The organism is Imperialibacter sp., assembly GCF_040222385.1.
Lineage (GTDB): Bacteria > Bacteroidota > Bacteroidia > Cytophagales > Cyclobacteriaceae > Imperialibacter.
Window position 1 is genome coordinate 274,875 of record NZ_JAVKDF010000035.1, and the last position, 17,727, is coordinate 292,601.

General features: G+C 46.8%; 14 protein-coding genes. 13 read left to right on the top strand and 1 reads right to left on the bottom strand.

The window, feature by feature from the left end:
* Positions 1-57: 57 nt before the first annotated feature.
* The 12 genes from RIG68_RS17040 (at position 58) to RIG68_RS17095 (ending at position 14,201) form a co-directional block, all read left to right on the top strand.
* Positions 58-2,004, top strand: a complete 1,947-nt coding sequence (locus tag RIG68_RS17040; protein ID WP_350124827.1) for a tetratricopeptide repeat-containing sensor histidine kinase — start codon at positions 58-60, stop codon at positions 2,002-2,004.
* Positions 1,982-2,683, top strand: a complete 702-nt coding sequence (locus tag RIG68_RS17045; RefSeq protein ID WP_350124830.1) for a LytR/AlgR family response regulator transcription factor — start codon at positions 1,982-1,984, stop codon at positions 2,681-2,683. The genes RIG68_RS17040 and RIG68_RS17045 overlap by 23 nt, the downstream gene beginning before the upstream one ends.
* Before the next feature lie 6 nt (positions 2,684-2,689).
* A complete protein-coding gene (locus RIG68_RS17050; protein ID WP_350124833.1) occupies positions 2,690-3,157 on the top strand; it encodes a GNAT family N-acetyltransferase in 468 nt (155 codons plus the stop codon).
* 24 nt (positions 3,158-3,181) lie between these two features.
* A complete protein-coding gene (locus tag RIG68_RS17055) occupies positions 3,182-4,546 on the top strand; it encodes a sulfatase family protein (RefSeq protein ID WP_350124836.1) in 1,365 nt (454 codons plus the stop codon).
* A gap of 351 nt (positions 4,547-4,897) precedes the next feature.
* Positions 4,898-5,266: an iron chaperone gene (locus RIG68_RS17060; protein WP_350124839.1), complete on the top strand. Its 369-nt coding sequence runs from the start codon at positions 4,898-4,900 to the stop codon at positions 5,264-5,266.
* A gap of 6 nt (positions 5,267-5,272) precedes the next feature.
* Positions 5,273-5,659, top strand: coding sequence for an iron chaperone (locus RIG68_RS17065; protein ID WP_350124842.1), 387 nt, complete (start codon positions 5,273-5,275; stop codon positions 5,657-5,659).
* A gap of 362 nt (positions 5,660-6,021) precedes the next feature.
* Complete coding sequence (locus tag RIG68_RS17070; RefSeq protein ID WP_350124845.1) at positions 6,022-7,188, top strand: Fic family protein; 1,167 nt, start codon at positions 6,022-6,024, stop codon at positions 7,186-7,188.
* Positions 7,189-7,377: 189 nt separating this feature from the next.
* Complete coding sequence (locus tag RIG68_RS17075; protein ID WP_350124848.1) at positions 7,378-10,239, top strand: M16 family metallopeptidase; 2,862 nt, start codon at positions 7,378-7,380, stop codon at positions 10,237-10,239.
* Between the two features lie 502 nt (positions 10,240-10,741).
* The gene (locus RIG68_RS17080) at positions 10,742-12,058 is read left to right on the top strand and encodes an alkaline phosphatase D family protein (protein ID WP_350124851.1); all 1,317 of its coding nucleotides are present in this window, start codon (positions 10,742-10,744) and stop codon (positions 12,056-12,058) included.
* A 139-nt stretch (positions 12,059-12,197) separates the two neighbouring features.
* Positions 12,198-12,833, top strand: coding sequence for a hypothetical protein (locus RIG68_RS17085; protein ID WP_350124854.1), 636 nt, complete (start codon positions 12,198-12,200; stop codon positions 12,831-12,833).
* Between the two features lie 6 nt (positions 12,834-12,839).
* A complete protein-coding gene (locus RIG68_RS17090) occupies positions 12,840-13,391 on the top strand; it encodes a dihydrofolate reductase family protein (RefSeq protein ID WP_350124857.1) in 552 nt (183 codons plus the stop codon).
* Between the two features lie 60 nt (positions 13,392-13,451).
* Positions 13,452-14,201: a CPBP family intramembrane glutamic endopeptidase gene (locus RIG68_RS17095; protein WP_350124860.1), complete on the top strand. Its 750-nt coding sequence runs from the start codon at positions 13,452-13,454 to the stop codon at positions 14,199-14,201.
* Between the two features lie 108 nt (positions 14,202-14,309).
* Here the strand turns inward: RIG68_RS17095 and RIG68_RS17100 are convergent, their stop codons facing one another.
* Entirely contained in the window at positions 14,310-15,743 is a 1,434-nt protein-coding gene (locus RIG68_RS17100; protein WP_350124863.1) for an ATP-binding protein, read from the bottom strand.
* Positions 15,744-16,341: 598 nt separating this feature from the next.
* On the opposite strand from RIG68_RS17100, the gene RIG68_RS17105 reads away from it, so the two are divergent.
* Positions 16,342-17,697 carry an Lcl C-terminal domain-containing protein gene (locus tag RIG68_RS17105; RefSeq protein ID WP_350124866.1) on the top strand — a complete coding sequence of 452 codons (1,356 nt, stop codon included), beginning with the start codon at positions 16,342-16,344 and terminating at the stop codon, positions 17,695-17,697.
* Positions 17,698-17,727: the final 30 nt, after the last annotated feature.

The window sequence follows — 17,727 nt, forward strand, 5'->3', positions numbered from 1 at the left end:
CCTCTCAAATACTCTATTTTGCTAGAAAATACCTGCGTCAGCCATTATATTCCGTCCGTGAAAAGAGGACTTGCAGTACTTTTTATTGTGGTCTATTGGGCACTTCCAGCGTGTGTTGGCCAGGAATCGCTGGTCGATAGCCTGGCGGCCAGTCTCAAAGTGGCGACCAGCAACAGCGACAAAATCAGGCTACTGAACGCCCTGGCGTATGAGTTGTGCTATATAAATGCCGACTCTGCGATCCGGCTGTCAGAAACGTCGCTACAGCTAGCCAGCAAAGAAAACGATGCCAAAGGCAAGGCCGATGCACTGAATAACCTTGGCATTGCTAATCATATCAGGGGTAATTTTCCTGTGGCACTTAACCATTATTCTTCCAGTCTGCTACTCAGGCGAGAACAAAATGACTCAGCGGGGGTGGCTGGTCTCCTCAATAACATGGCTTCCATTTATGCTGTGCAGGGCAACTACCCCGAAGCCCTGGACAATTACCAGCAATCATTGGAGCTTAAATTGAAGCTCGGCAATGAAAAGGGTGCTGCCAATTCGCTCAATAACATTGGTAACATCTACTACTATCAGAAAAACTACGACCTGTCGCTGCAGTACTATGGGCGTGCCCTTGACATTGAAAATAAATTGGGCAATGCTATGGGACAGGGTCGTTCCCTAGGCAACGTGGGGCTCGTGTACCTGGAAACCGGGAAGTTAAACGACGCTCTGCAGAACTATCTCCTGGCATATCAGAAGATGGACTCTTTAAAGCTTGAATGCCAGAAAATGTATCCTGCTAATGGCCTTGGTCAAACGTATTACAAGCTTGGCAGGCTCGAAGCTGCCCACAAGTACCTTGACGAAGCCTATGGCGAAGCAGTGGCTTGCAACGACCCGGTAATTATTTCGTCAAGCCTGGAGACACTTGGTAAAATCAGCGTCTTCAATAAACAGTATACTTTAGCAGAAAAGCGGCTGGCCGAAAGCTACTATGTCGCCAAAGCTAACGACCTGAAGGTGCAGGTAAAAGATGCTTCTAAATCACTATATGAATTTTATAAGTCAAGAGGAAATATAGGTCAAGCCCTGAGTTTTCTCGAAATCAACAAATCGGTGACCGACAGTTTGCTCAACGAAGACCTAACAGAGCAGCTCACCCGGATGGAGGTAAATTATCAGTTCAAGGAGGAGAAAGACTCCCTGCAATTTGCAAGAGAAAAAGAGCTGCTAGCCTATAACTCAGACATCAAACGCCGGGAGCTCATTCAAGTGTCCACTTTCTTCGGGCTTGGGCTAGCCTTTGTGCTTTTGTTTGTGATTTATCGGTTTTACAGGGTCAAGCAAAAGGCCAATGAGCAGCTTTCGGTAAAGAACGAAATCATTTCCCGCACGCTTCAGGAAAAAGAAATGGTATTGAAGGAAATCCATCACCGGGTCAAAAATAATCTGCAAATCGTTTCCAGCCTTTTAAATATCCAATCGAAGATGGTAAAGGATGAAGCGGCGAAGCAGGCGATCCGGGATAGTCAGTCGAGGGTACATTCTATGTCGCTGGTCCACCAAAACCTCTATTCAAGTGGTGAGGTAACCGAAGTATCTGCCAACGAGTACCTGGAGCAGCTCATCAAAACGGTTTGCAAGTCGTTTGATCCTGAAGGGCATTGCCAACTCAATTTAAGTCTTGATCCAGTGGTTTTGCCGCCCGATACAGCCATGAACCTTGGCCTCATCAGCAACGAAATCATCACTAATGCATTCAAACATGCTTTTTTTGGATTCAAAAGCTCGGATGCTGTTGTTTCAGTATCTCTCACAGCCGAAAATCAGAATATTTACCTCTGTATTGCCGATAATGGCGTTGGGGCTAAGAATACGCATCCGTCTTTTGGCACACAATTGATTGATGCACTTGTCCGCTCAATTAAAGGTACAGTTACCATTGATGCCACTAATGGCACCTCTTTCACCATTAAGCTCCCCCAACCCAATGGCCAGGCTGTTTATAGTTGAAGACGAACCTATCATTGCCTACGATCTCAAACTGTGCGTGGAGCAGGCCGGTCACGAAATTGCTGGCATGGCCGAAACAGCAGCAGAAGCCCTGCCACAAATCGCAGCCACCTCGCCTGATCTGCTACTACTTGATATCAATATCAAAGGAGCTGAAGATGGCATCGCTCTGGCCAGGAAGGTTGCTGCCATCCTTCCGGTACCTTTCATTTTTGTCACCTCTTACTACGATGCGCAAACGCTGGAGCGGGTAAAGGGAGTGAATCCCTCAGCCTACATCGTGAAGCCATTTAAGGAAGAAGAAGTGCTGGCAAATATTCAGCTGGCGCTAAAGAAAAACAGGTCGGCAGCAGTGAGTGCAAAGCCAGGAAAGCTCTTCGTTAGGGATGGCGGCATTCTGAAGCCCATAAAAGCGGAAGAGGTAGTATTTGCCAGAGGTGAAAGCAATTACACCATTCTGCATATGGCAGGCAATAGGAAGTTTACGGTGAGCCACACACTCAAGAGCATAGAAGACAAGTTGCCCGATTCGATTTTCTGCAGGGTACACAAATCCTATCTGATCAATCTGGAATATATCGACCTGATAGAACACAGTGTGGCAAAAGTGGCAGGAGAAACCATTCCCATAGGGAAAGCGTACAGAGCCGGCTTGTTCGAAAAAATGCAGATATTGTAATGGAGCATGATCCAATTCAAAAGAACCACTTCTGAAAATCCAGACTTCATCAAGCTAGTGAAGCAACTCGACGTTTATGTGACAGCCATGGACGGAGAAGAACATGCCTTTTATGCTCAATTCAATCAAATTGACGAAATCCGGCATGTAGTGGTGGCATACGATGGAGAAACAGCTCTCGGCTGTGGCGCTATCAAAAGGTTCGACGCTACCACCATGGAAGTCAAAAGGATGTACACTTCTCCAGAAGGTAGAGGGCGGGGAGTTGCCTCAAAAATTCTCCAGGAATTGGAGCGATGGGCTACGGATCTTTCCTATGAATATTGTATTTTAGAAACCGGCATACAATACGAAAACGCCATTCGATTATACAAAAAATCTGGCTACACAGTGATTGAAAACTATGGACAATATGCCAATATGGCCAGTAGCATTTGCTTTGCAAAGCAATTACGCACACAAACCACAACCTGATTTAAGGCCACAAAATACCCTTCCATGACTTCAAAAAAACTACTAACCCTACTCCTGATTTGTTTGTCTGGCTACGTGTATGGCCAAAAAACCAGGCCCAATATCGTCTTCATTCTCACTGACGATCAGCGCTGGGATGCGCTGGGCCATGCAGGCAACTCCATTATTCAAACGCCGGAAATGGATAAACTGGCCAGGGAGGGGGTCTACTTTAAAAATGCTTTTGTTACCACACCCATTTGTGCTGCGAGCCGTGCTACCATCATTACTGGACTTTACGAAAGAAAACATAATTACACCTTTCAACAACCTCCAGTCAAAAACGAATTCATAGACAATAGCTATCCTGCAGTGTTGAAAAGTGAGGGCTACTACAGTGGATTTTTGGGAAAAATGGGTGTCAATTTTGAAGGCCGAAGAGATACTGCTCTTTTCGATGTCTACAAGCCAGAACCTGTAGCGGCCTACTTCAGGCTCGTGGAGGGTGGAACAAAACATAAACATACCACCGACGTGATCAGGGACAATGCCATCGACTTCATCGAAAAGGCACCGGCCGACCATCCTTTCTGCCTGTCGATCAGCTTCCATGCACCACACGCTGACGACAGCTCCCCGCAGCAGTACTTCTGGCCCCAGGAGGTGGACAGTCTGTACAAAAATGTCACTATCCCGGGCCCCTCAATGGCCGACGACAATTACTTTATGAAACTGCCCCTGCCTGTTCGGGAAGGCTTCAACCGAGCCCGCTGGAACTGGCGGTTCGATAGCTCGGAAAAATACCAGCAAATGGTAAAGGGCTACTACCGGATGATCAGCGGAATAGACAGGGCTATCGCCAAAATACGAACAGCGCTGGAAGCAAAAGGGGTGGACAAGAACACAGTCATCATCCTGATGGGTGACAACGGCTACTTTCTTGGCGAACGTCAGCTGGCCGGCAAATGGCTGATGTATGAGCCATCGCTGCGTGTGCCGCTGATCATCTATGACCCATCGGGCGTTGGTGCAAAAACCGTGGAAGACATGGCCCTAAACGTAGACATTGCCCCTACTATCCTTGATTTTGCTCAGGCCAAAGTCCCGGCGTCTTACCAGGGAATGAGCCTGACAGGACATACCAAAAAAACCAAAATGGCCGTGCCAAGAAGGGAGGCTTTTCTGTGCGAGCACCTTTGGAACTTCAAGCCTATCGCTGCCAGCGAGGGCATACGAACCGAGAAATACAAGTACTTCAGATACAGAGATATCCCGGATTCTGAAGAACTCTATGACCTGGTGAATGATCCATGGGAAACAAAAAACCTGGTGCAAGACAAGGCGTCGCAGAAGATACTGGCAGCGCTTCGCAAGCAGTGCAGTGAGCAAATTGAAAGTCTGTCTGAATGAAGATGCGCCGAAAGACTACAAAAGTTTCGCCGGTTTAGCTGAGAAAGATTGCGCCATGAGCCAGGCTGGCTGTCCAGCCTAAAGTCGACAATCCAAACTTTTGTAGTCTCATGCTAAAGGGAGCTGAAACCCTCTTAGGTGGGGCCACCAGCTATCACTGTGGGCACCACTACCAGTCGTGCCCACAACGAAGGCCCTCGCCGAGTTGGTGGCACGACCAGTTAGGCAGCGATGCCCACAGCCAGATAGTACCTGCCGCAAACCACCCCTCCAATTGCCGCTTCTGCACCGGAGGATTTTATGAGGATAAAGGTATTTTTGTTATGTCGGACGCTACAAAAACATTAGTTAATGGGAGCAAAATTCAAATCAGTCGATGACTATATCGGTACTTTTCCTGAAGAAGTACAGTCGATTTTAACTGCCCTGAGGCAAACAATTAAGCAAGCTGCACCCCAGGCAGAAGAGTTGATCAGCTACAATATGCCGGCCTTTAAGCAAAATGGCTTTCTCGTGTCGTACGCCGCCTGGAAAAAACACATCGGCATGTATCCGGTACCTGTTGGTGATCAGGCTTTCCAAAAAACCATAGCTCCCTTTACTACTGAAAAGTCGACAGCCCAGTTTCCATTAAACGAACCAATGCCATTAGAACTGATTGCACAACTGGTAGCATTCCGACTGAAAGAAAACGAGCAAAGAGTGAAGGCAAAAAAATAAAAGACCATGGAAATAGCACCCGGCCACAAATTCAAAACCATCGAAGAATACTTTGCTGCGTTCCCCGAGCGGACACAGCAACTTATGCAAGGGCTCAGAGCAACGATCAAAAAAGCGGCTCCCCAGGCAGTAGAGAAGATCAGCTACAATATGCCGGCTTTTATGCTTGAGGGCATGTTGGTATACTACGCCGCCTACGATAAGCACATTGGGTTCTACCCCACCCCTTCCGGTATTGCTGCTTTTAAAAAAGAACTGGGTGGCTACAAAGGTGCCAAAGGCTCGGTGCAATTCCCCATCGACAAACCCCTGCCGTTAGACCTCATTGCACAAATTGTAAAGTTCAGGGTAGAGGAGAACCTCGATAAAGCCAGAGAGAAAAAGAGGAAATAGCATTCCGTAACTTATTTCACGTCGATCTTTTGGGGAGATGAGCACTCCCGCAAGTCGTGCCCACAACGATGGTCCTTGTCAGGTTGGTGGCACGACTGGTTAGTGACGATGCATCAAAAGACTACAAAAGTTTCGGCTGTTTTACTGAAAAGAAAGGTCGCATTAGCCAGGCTGGTCATACTGCCTCCGCCGACCGATCCAAACTTTTGTAGTCTCATGCTACGGGTGGCTGAACCTCTTGTAGATGGTGCCACCAGCTATCGCTGTGGGCACCAGTGCGGCGATTAGCTCTTCCATTCACCGCATATTTTGCGGATATTATTTCTGAATGCGGGGAATAACAGGTACATTTACCGCATATTATGCGGAGATTACTACCATACATCTATCAGAAAGCAAGCTGGCCAGCGTTTGCATGGAAGCAGGATCAGCTAACTCCCCTATTGGGCAAGGTGCGCCATTTACAAGGAAAACTGGTAGGCAAAATGGAATCTCTTGGGTTTGTGCTGCAAAACGAAGCCGTGCTGGAAACGCTCACACTCGATGTATTGAAATCAACAGAAATAGAAGGCCAGGTACTAAACCCGCAGCAGGTACGTTCTTCCGTGGCTCGTCGTTTGGGTCTGGACATATCCGGGCTGATTCCCTCGGACAGGGATGTGGACGGCGTCGTCGACATGATGCTGGACGCCACCCAGCAATACAACTCCCCTTTGACAAAAGAGAGGTTATTTGCATGGCACAGCTCCCTGTTTCCCACTGGTAGAAGCGGCATGTACAAAGTGCTCGTGGGAAACTGGCGAGATGATTCCACCGGGCCTATGCAGGTGGTGTCAGGTGCGCTGGGCAAAGAAAAGGTGCATTTTGAAGCGCCACCGGCTAAACAAGTGGATGATGAAATGGAAAGATTCCTGCTCTGGCTCAACGAAAATGACAGCAACGACATGGTCATAAAAGCAGCCATAGCCCACTTATGGTTCGTTACTATCCACCCTTTCGAAGACGGGAACGGCAGAATAGCCCGAGCAATAGCTGATATGCTACTCGCCAGGGCCGACGGCATGGCCCAAAGGTTCTACAGTATGTCGGCGCAAATAAGGAAGGAGCGAAAAGCATATTACGACATACTGGAAAAAACCCAGCAGGGAGACGTAGACATCACCCACTGGCTCGACTGGTTCCTGAACTGTCTGCTCAACGCTCTCAATGCGTCTTATGATGTGCTGGATGCAGTGATATTCAAGCATACCTTTTGGAGCAAGAACGCACTTTTGATAGACAACGAGCGCCAGAAGCTGATGCTTGATAAACTAATGGATGGATTCGAAGGCAACCTCACCACTTCGAAGTGGGCGAAGATAACCGGGTGTTCCGCTGACACGGCGCTGCGTGACATACAAGATTTGCTGGCAAAACAGATACTTCAAAAAGCAGCAGGCGGGGGCAGGAGTACGAATTACCTGTTGGTTTTAAATGAAGGCATTGATAGAAGCGTGGAACCCACCTCCATCAACCACCACATTGCTTGATCGGATCAAAGTCTACCTTCTCAGAGAGAAAATATATGCATAAAGTCCAATAAAAGCCTGATTCAGGTTATTTTGCTCTCGAAAACTTATTAGAACCACCGTTTTGTACTAAATTATATCCGCAACACTACTTTTCAGTAACCAAACGTTAAAGACTCAATACTACTTTTTAATTAATCTATGCTCCGAATGAAAAAACTGCTACTTCTCTGTCTTGCCATTTCGCTGGGATTCACTTCCCAAGCGCAAACCAAGCTCATCGAAAAGGTGACAAAAACCGGTGATGAGCTGGTGATTCCTTATGAAAAATACGAACTGGCCAACGGCCTGACGCTGATCATTCACGAAGATCATTCCGATCCGCTGGTGCATGTCGACGTCACCTACCACGTGGGCTCTGCCCGGGAGGAACTCAATAAATCTGGCTTTGCACACTTTTTCGAACACATGATGTTCCAGGGCTCCGACAATGTTGGCGATGAAGAACATTTCAAGATTGTGACCGAATCGGGTGGCACACTGAACGGAACTACCAACCGTGACCGCACCAACTATTTTGAGACCGCACCCAGCAACCAGCTCGAAACCATGCTTTGGCTTGAGGCCGACAGGATGGGCTTTTTCCTCGACGCTGTAACAACGAAAAAATTCGAAGTTCAACGAGCGACCGTGAAAAACGAAAAAGGTCAGGGGGTACTCAATGCACCCTACGGCATGTGGAACGAAACGACCATTGCTGCAGTATATCCATATGGTCACCCATACTCCTGGTCGACTATCGGCCTACTGGAGGATCTCGACCGGGCTAATCTGGAAGACCTGAAGAACTTCTTCCTGAGGTGGTATGGCCCTAATAACGCCTCGCTGACTGTTGGTGGCGATGTTGATCCAAAAAAGGTAATCACCCTTGTTGAAAAGTATTTTGGAAGTATTCCGAGAGGACCGGAAGTAGCAAAAATGAAGCTGGACGCCCCGGTGATTCCTGCCGACCGCTATATCTCGCATATCGACAACAACATCCGCTTCCCTGCGCTGATGTTCACCTATCCTACGGTGCCCAATATGCACCCTGATGAAGCAGCACTTGATTGCCTTTCTGAGATTTTAGGAACAGGTCAAAGCTCTTACTTTTTCAAAAAATTTGTATTAACCCAGAAAGCCATTCAGGCCTCCGTGTTTCACCCGGCGGCGGAGCTTTCAGGCGAGTTTACCATGTTTGTGCTGCCCTATCCCGGGCAGACTCTTTCTGACTTCGAAACAGCCATGCGCCAGATACTGGACGAATTCGCCAAAAATGGTGTGAGCGAAGACGACCTGAAGAAATTCAAAGCCAACCAGGAATCGAATACGATCAACGGGCTGGCCAGTGTCAGCGGAAAGGTCTCACAGCTATCCAGATACCAGTACGCATTCGGCAACCCCAACCTGATAAAAAAAGACCTGCAGCGCTACCTCGACATTACAGCTGACGACGTGATGCGGGTGTTCAATAAATACATCTACAACAAGCCTGGCGTGATCCTGAGCTACCTGCCCAATGCTGAAACAGCTCCTGCCAAACCTGACAACTTCGAGAAGCCAACAAGTGGTGTTAGCGCCTTTCCAAAAACGGACTACTCTGGCCTTACTTATAAGAAACCTACCAACGAGCCATTCGACAGAAGTAAAAGACCCGTTTCCGGCCCAAGTCCACTCGTAAAAGTGCCTGAGTTTTGGGAAACCAAATTCGATAATGGCATTAAGGTGATTGGAACAAAAAGCAATGAGATTCCTACCGTTGCTATTCAGTTGACGCTGGTAGGTGGCCACAAGTTCGATGCGGCCGACCCCAAGAAAAGCGGGTTGGCTCAGATCACGGCTTCCATGATGGATGAGTCAACGCAAAACTATTCAGCCGAAGCCATGCAGGAAGAGTTGAGGAAGATAGGTAGCAGCATTAATATCTACGCCAACAGAACCTCGACGGTGGTGAGCATTAACACACTGAAGAAGAACCTCGATAAAACGCTTCAGCTTGCCGAAGAAAAACTTTTGAGGCCAGGCTTTCAGCAAATCGACTTTGACAGGGTAATCAAGCAGCAAATGGAAGGTATCAAGGCAAGCCAGCAGGATCCATCGGCTATTGCAGGGCAGGTATTTGATCGGCTATTGTATGGCGATGAGCACATCTATTCGGTGCCCACGTCCGGCATAGAGGAAACAGTGGCCAATATCACCCTCGACGACGTAAAGGCGTTCTACAGCAAGTACTACTCACCCAACCTTGGCGAGCTGGTGATTGTGGGAGATGTTGATCAAAAGGAGGTTTTGCCAAAACTAGGTTTCCTGAAAAGCTGGCCTAACAAGAAAGTGGCGCTACCCACCCTGCCTCCTGCTAAGTCAGGCGACAAAACCAAGATTTACCTGGTTGACAAGCCCAATGCGCCGCAATCGCAGATTCGTGTAGGCTACATGACCGACCTGAAATATGATGCCACGGGCGACTACTTTAAGTCGTATCTAATGAACTATCCGCTGGGCGGCGCTTTCAATAGCCGCATCAACCTAAACCTGAGAGAGGACAAAGGTTGGACATATGGCGCTGGCGCCTATTTCAGTTCGACGGAAGACCCGGGGCCCTATCAGGCCTATGCGGGCGTGCTGGCAACAGCTACGGATAGTGCAGTGGTGGAATTTATGAAAGAGATCACAGACTACCGTGAAAAAGGCATTACTGACGACGAGCTTGCCTTTATGAGAAATTCAGTTGGTCAGCGGGATGCCAGAAGCTATGAAACGCCTGGGCAGAAAGCAGGTTTCCTGCGGACAATCGCTCACTACAACCTCGACAAGAGTTATGTGGATCAGCAAACCAAAATCATCAACACCATTTCCAAAGATGAGATCAACAATTTGGCTAAGAAGTACCTCGACGACGACAGCATCTATATCCTGGTGGTAGGTGACGGCGCCACCAACCGGGAAAAGCTACAGCAGCTGGGCTACGAGGTGGTGGAGCTTGATGCCAAAGGAGAGGTGATTGACAAAAACTCCATTAAAGTAGATAAGTAAAACAGCTCTTCTGATACGAATTGAAAGGCCATTCGCAAGAATGGCTTTTCTTTTACAACCGTTTCGAACTTTTGAAAGATCAGGTGCTCGCCTGGCTTTTCCGGGATCAGTCGGTGCTTTTGAGGGATTGATTTTTATTACAAGAGTAACTTTTTACATAAAGGAGCAAAAGATCCAAACCTACCCCGGTCGGGCGGGGCGCATTATGCCAGTTTTGCTTCTTTATTTTCCACCAATGCTGAATGGAATAACGTTGATTTTGAGCTTTACGCCGCAGATTCATTGCTTGACCTCTTTTCAGTTTTCACCAGGCTTTTCCGAACACCCTCAGAGTTACTTTGATTGAACAATACTGTATATTGAATGATCACTACCATTCATTTGTCCATTGAACTACACAAACAAAATCCGGTCGACCCTTTCATTTGCAGCTTTGTTTCTCTGCTTCAGCTCAGTCGCCCAACATACCTCCGACTCAGTTTATTTTACAACGGGCTTCAAGATGGGTGAAGTCACCGCCTCGTCGGTCGTTATTTGGACAAGGCTCTGCGGCAGTCCAAAGCCTGTAGCTGTTTATCACAAACAGAAAGAGCCGCCCTTCAAAAGTCCTCTCAACTTCGACGAAAACATGCCCATCAGTAAAATGGAGGGTGCTGTTGAAGGCGCCTTCGGGGAGGTGAAAATTAGCCTGACTGCAAATGGATTAGCAATTGACAGCGATTGGATCTATGTTTCGGCTTACGAAGACTTTACTATTAAGCGGGAGTTCACAGGCCTGCAATCAAATACGACTTATTCGCTATTGGTTCAGGGCAGAAAAGACGAAGGGTCGCCCGTTACTGCCCTAACGAGTTTCTTCACCACAGCGCCCGCCGCCGACGACATCGTGCCTGTGCTTTTTACTTCTTCCACCTGTCAGTATTACTGGTCGTTCGATGATGCTGTGCGTGGTTTCAAAATCTATGACAGCATGCTGAAGTTGCACCCTGCTTTTCATTGCCAGACCGGCGACTATGTGTACTACGACAAACCAGGCCCCATGGCCACCACCATCGAACTGGCCAGGCACAAGTGGCACGCCATGAACTCATGGCCATCGCTGAAGGAATTTTTCGAGCACATACCGTTGTATTTGCAAAAAGATGATCATGACTTGCTTAAAGACGACGCCACTCCTTTCTCTGACCCTTTCGGTGAGCTGACATTCGACGACGGCTTACTAATTTGGAGGGAGCAAGTGCCTATATCAGGCAAGCCCTACCGAACCGTACGCTGGGGCAAAGACCTTCAAGTTTGGATGGTCGAGGTACGGGAGTTTCGCAGCGACAACAAGGCTCCTGATGGAAAAGACAAAACGATTTGGGGGCAAGCACAAATCGATTGGTTCAAGGAGTCAGTTGAGGCATCAGATGCTACTTTTAAAGTACTCGTCTCCCCCATCCCTATTGTTGGGCCTGATCGGGCACAAGGCAAAATTGACAACCATTCCAATCAGTCCTTTCAGACGGAGGGAGAATGGCTTCGCCAATATTTAGCCGATCAGCAAGTGCTTGTCATCAATGGCGACCGGCATTGGCAATATGTGTCAGTAGACCCCAAAACAGGTCTTTGGGAGTTTAGCCAGGGGCCTACCAGCGATTCGCACGCACAAGGATGGGATCAGGATGACTTGAAGCCAGAACATAAATTTCTACGAGTAAAAGGAGGCTTTCTCACTACCCAGGTCTACCGGGAAGCGGGCATTCCCCTCATCAAGTTTACCCATCACGATGTTGATGGGAAGGTAGTACATGAGGAAGTAATTGGTTCTAATAAATGACTGAGAAACTCTCCCCGGAAGTCACAATTTGCGGCAGAAACCGTGGAAAAGACTAAAATATTGTTATTTTAGATAACGCTACTCTTACAATGATATTGTTACAAATACTAGTTAACGATTACTGCCAAACCAGAGGAACATGAAAACAATCACCAACCTACTCACCCCTGCATTCTGTCTGCTGCTTAATATCGCAATCGCACAACCCAAAAACTTTGAACTCAGTAACCCTAACGCCATAGTACTCAACAATCAGGCTTTAGCTACGTTGACCGGTGGCTATTGGCGGGTATTTGAGGATGCGACTGAGAACAAAGGCCATACCCTTTCCAGTCCCATGAATGTTTCGCTGTGCTACTACCCCAACGGAAAGTTTTTCTACAATGGATCCTTCGGTAGCTGGAAAGTGATTGACGACAAGTATATCGAGCATACGTTTGACGACAAGGCCGATCAGGACAAGGTTAACTTCGGGGGAATCTTTTCGCTGACTGAACTGAGCAGCACCTCACTCACGCTAACCAAGCTACTCACAACCACTCATGACATGAAGCGGACGATGCAAGCGAAGTCCTCCACAGTTTTGACTAAGTCACGCCAGGTGAGCAATGGCCTTCCTTATATGTACAATGGCAAGCTTGACCAAGAGACCGTCGATTCGCTCAGCATGATGAGCGCTGAAGAGCTTTTTAATGCTGGCTTTACCCTTAGCGGCAACAGTATTCACATTTTCTCCACCGACTCCATTTATGTGATACGGCTAAAGGCCAAATAGAAAGTAATGACTACGACCTCCTCGAAAATAACCCTGCACATGGTCTCCAGCCTCGATGGCTTTATTGCCAGGAAGGACAATGACGTATCGTGGATTGAAACGCCTGACACGTATGAAAAGGGTATAGACCTAACCGACGAACAGATCACAACTTTTCTCGAAGGCATCGACTGCTATGTAATGGGCTCCAAAACCTATGAACACGCCCTGGCATTGGGCTGGCCCTATGGCAACAAACCGGTAATGGTACTGACCAGTCGACCAATGATGTCGGCAAGGGTGAATGTAAAATTTCATGCAGGGGATATCGAAAAGCTGGTGACTGAACAACTGAAACCTCGCTATAAAAACATTTGGGTAGTGGGTGGCACTACTGTTGCCAAAGACTTCCTCCGGGCCAGGTTGGTCGACGAAATCATCGTTACGGTGAAGTCGATGCTATTGGGAGAAGGGCTCCTGTTCTTTGATTCTATTGGCGTAGAACAACCCCTCCACCTCAAGGATGTGACCGCCTACAAGAATGGCATGGTAGAGCTGTGGTATGAGGTGAGGAAATAAGTGGGTAACCGAAGCTAGCCGGGTGGCGTCTGACGAAGAGTGATCAACATCGCCCTACGCATGGAAAAAAAAGAAATCATCATCTTCTCGACGCTTGCCATAGCAGTCAGCTCACTGATATGTTTTATCGCCTATCAATTAGATAATCCTGGGATCTCTATCTTGTCAGTTTTCACGCCTGCAATAGTGGCGCTGGTTATGACTGCCGCCACAACTGGCAAGAAAGGCCTCACGGAATTGTTTGTAAAACAAACATCAAAGAAAATGGCCTTAAAATGGCTCCTCCTCTCACTGTTCGGAATTCCGGCCATTGCCTTGTTAGCCATGCTCACATCTTTGGACTTCGACGCCTCCAGGTTTCATTTAAGAACTACCCAACTACTGCCACAGGTTGTTGTGATCATATTAATTGCCATTGGCGAGGAATATGGCTGGAGGGGTTACATACTCCCCAGATTGATGAAAAAAGTGAATGTGCTGTACGCAAGCATCATCCTCGGCCTGATCTGGGGTTTCTGGCATTTTCCAGCCTATCTCATCGGAGCGGGTGTTCCCCTGCAAATGGACTTCTATGTATTCCTTTCATGGGTAGTTTTGGGGACTCTCTTTATGAGCTGGCTTTACTACTATACTAAAAGTGTGCTCACGTCCATACTTGCTCATGTTAGCGCCAACGCAGCCTTCAATTATCTAGTGATTTTGCCTGAGTTTACCGGAAACACCAACACCTTCTGGTGGCTAATCGGCTATATGTCGGTGTTGATGATGATCGTTTATACAGTGGGCAGAAAAGACCTGGTAAAAGGGTAGTTGATCCTCGTTCGTCTTCTTAGCCTGTTGGTGTGTGCCCTCGATAAAACACACCATGCAGCCTTCTGGGCATCTCGTTACGTTACTGCAAATACACGGTACCTGGATTTACCCACCCTTCATTTTCAAAGTATTCTTCCCAACGGTATAAGCATAAGTGGCTGCCGGAAAATAGTGCAAGTTAACTCCATCAATTTCTTTGCTCCCCTCTTTGTCGATGGTGGTCACCAACACATGTTTCAGGCGGTTTTCGGCACTGAACTTCAGCAGGCTTTTTAAGGCCCTGGGCTTTTCGAAATACCTGTTCGACCACTTCACCTCCAGCGCCCAAAGCGGCTCAAACTTAGCCTCCGACAGAGCAACCAAATCCACTTCCCCATTTTGCCACCTGGCATACCAGGGAGTGAACCAGTCACGGTGCATCCATTGGGCATAGATGGCCGTTTCCACCATGTTGCCAATCATATCATCGGTGGCAGACATAGGTGAAAACAAGGCCGCCCGAAGGGACGGGTTGGTGAGATACATCTTAAAAAAGTTATCCCGCTGAAACCGCTTGGCATCCTGGCCTACTCTTTTGACCGTCTTGATCAAAAACGCAGACTCCAAATACTCGACATAGGTCTTGATCGTCTGCTTTTTCACACCTCCAGATTCTTTGCTCAGCGTCTCCAGCGAAAACTCGTTGCCGGTATTGTACGCAATGGTGGTAAACAGCGAATTCAACTCCTGCACATCCCGAATGCCATACAAACTCGGCAAATCCCTCAGCAGCACCTTGTCGATCACATCCTGCCTGATAAACCGACCCGGATTGGCCTGAATCTTCTCCGAAAAAATGACTTCCGGATAGCCCCCAAAATTCATGTAGTCAATAAAATGTCTATTGAGCTCCTCAATATGGGTGGTCGAATAGAAGTCGATATCAGCCCCCCGCCAGTCTACTTTTGAAGGCCTGATTAAATTCTCCAACCCTTTCAAATGGATGTACTCGTTGAAGGTAAGTGGAGGAAGCAGGAAGTCGGTGAAGCGTCCGGCACCACTTTCCAAACTCTTATACTTTAATGCCGCTGCCGCTGAACCCGACGCTATGAACTTGCATGCCCTGTAGCTATCGACCAGCGACTTGAGGTGAACCTCCCAGTTTTTCAGGTATTGAATCTCATCAAAGAACACATAAAGACCAGACAGGTCTTCCTGGCCAGCTGCCGTCATGGCGTACCGCAGCATTTGCTCCAGCCCTACATTTAGATAAACAGGGCTTTCCACCGTAACAAAGATGATCTTATTGGAGGGAACACCTGAAGCAATCAAATCCTGCACCGTATGATACATCATAACTGTTTTGCCCACCCGCCGTGGCCCCATCAATATCAGGGCCCTGCGCACATCAGTTTCGTAGGCCAGCGTTTTGAACAGGCCGAAATACAGCCTCCTGGGCATCTCGTTATAAAAATCCTCGATCACTCCAGTAACCCACCATGGGTTCTCAAACTTGAGGCGTTCTATGATTTGCTTCTCGGATACAGACTGCAAAGTCATACTATTCTCTTCATTTTAACTAAATAAGAACATTATAATCATCTTATTTGCAATAATAATCATAAATAAGGTGGTTTTTGAATAATTCAATGCTTAAAAATAGAAAAAGGGCAGACAAGTCAATTGGCAGAACCGAAGGCCTATCGTAGGGCTTCTGGCCTTCTCAAAGACCTGCTGCGTCCCGTATAAAAAACTCAATGCGCTGGCACTGCTCGTTTCCCACTCAGCGGTGTTTTTCGGAACATGAAGAAAAGCTCAAAAAGACTGCAAAGCAGGCCTGATATCTACCGAAAAGAAAGGACAAAAGGCAGAGCTATATTGATTAATCATTCCTCAGTTTGGAAAACAGCTGGATCGTACAATAGAAGCGTATTGTGTATTTAACAGACACTTACAAACGGGAGATTAGTATCAATTCCCAGGAATAGCTGCTTTCACTAAAAAAACCAGTAAAATATAATGGAAAAATATGCTAGTGGTTGTGTATATTAGCTCGCTTTTGATCAATTACTTAATCCAACAAAAGGTATAATTAACCACCTAAGTTCTTTCTTAAAAAGGAAAAACTAAACAAAGCTACTCCCAAAACCATCCAATCATGAAATATGCTGTAACAAAACTACTAAGCTTACTTACCTTACTAATCATGACTACAGGGTGTGGCGGAGATGATTCTGGCCAGCCGAACGGTGTAGGAAAAATTAGTTTTAAACCTAAGTTTGACAATCAGTCAGCCAACGGCGGAAGGGTGCTAGATTTGAGTGAGGCGGTTTCAATTTTGGTCACCATTAATAAGAGTGATGGCTCACCAACTGAATATTCAACATCTGAAATCGAGCTGTATCAACTAGATGGTGAATTTATCAGTCAAAAAATTTCGCTTCCGGTAGGTGACTATAAATTGACCGAATTTTTGATTCTCGATGAAGACAGCAACATCATATACGCTGCACCTGAAGAGGGCTCTCTTCAAGCGCAGAATGTCAATGAACCACTCCCTATCGAGTTTTCTATAAGTGCGGATGATATTTTAGATTTAGAGGTTGAGGTGTTGTCAACTGAAAATTTGGGGCTTGAAGATTTTGGTTTAGTTGGGTTTGATCTGTCACTGGTGGACTTATTCAGGTTCTACATCAATGTTTCGGAAAAAGGCAACCTTGAGACGCTTTTAAGTGCTGAATTAATTGTGACGAGCGAATCTTACTCATTTCATCAAGAATTAGCACCCATTGCAAATAATTCGATAGTTATTAAAGATGGATATGCTTCTTATGATTTGACCATCGAACATGAGGGATATGAAACATTTAATTTCACATTTTCCAGAGATAGCCTGGGTCACTATTCATCCACTCCACTAACTGTTGAATTAACTGCAAGGGCAACAGAACAGACAATCCAGGAGAGACTTGATGATGGTGAAACACCCATATCAATATATAATAGCGGAGTTTCACTTGACCAACTTTATGGTGCTTCCTATCAGGGCGGTCTAATATCTTACTTAAATACGGATAACGGCATTGGTTTTGTTTGCGCAAACATGGATCAGGCCACAAACATTGAATGGGGCTGTGCAGATATCGAAATTACTGGTGATCAGGGGACATTATACGTTGGTGAAAGAAATTTAGTGGGTGGCGGTGCCCTAAATACACCTGAAATAGTCAATGATTGCAATGAAGAAAATTCTGCAGCAAAAATTTGTTATGATTTAGAATTGGAAGGATACGATGATTGGTATCTTCCAGCCAGGGAGGAGCTTGAGTTAATGAAGGCCAATTTACATTTAAATGGCTTGGGTGACTTTATAAATGAACGCTATTGGACTAGTAATGAGCTGAATTCAGGAGTCAATCCACCTTTAGTGAGGGTAATAAATTTCTCAGATGCTGCTGGTGGAGCAACTTGGAAAACCCAATTATGTGCTGTTAGGGCTATTCGGTATTTTTAGATTTCAAAACTTATACCGCTCTTCGGGATT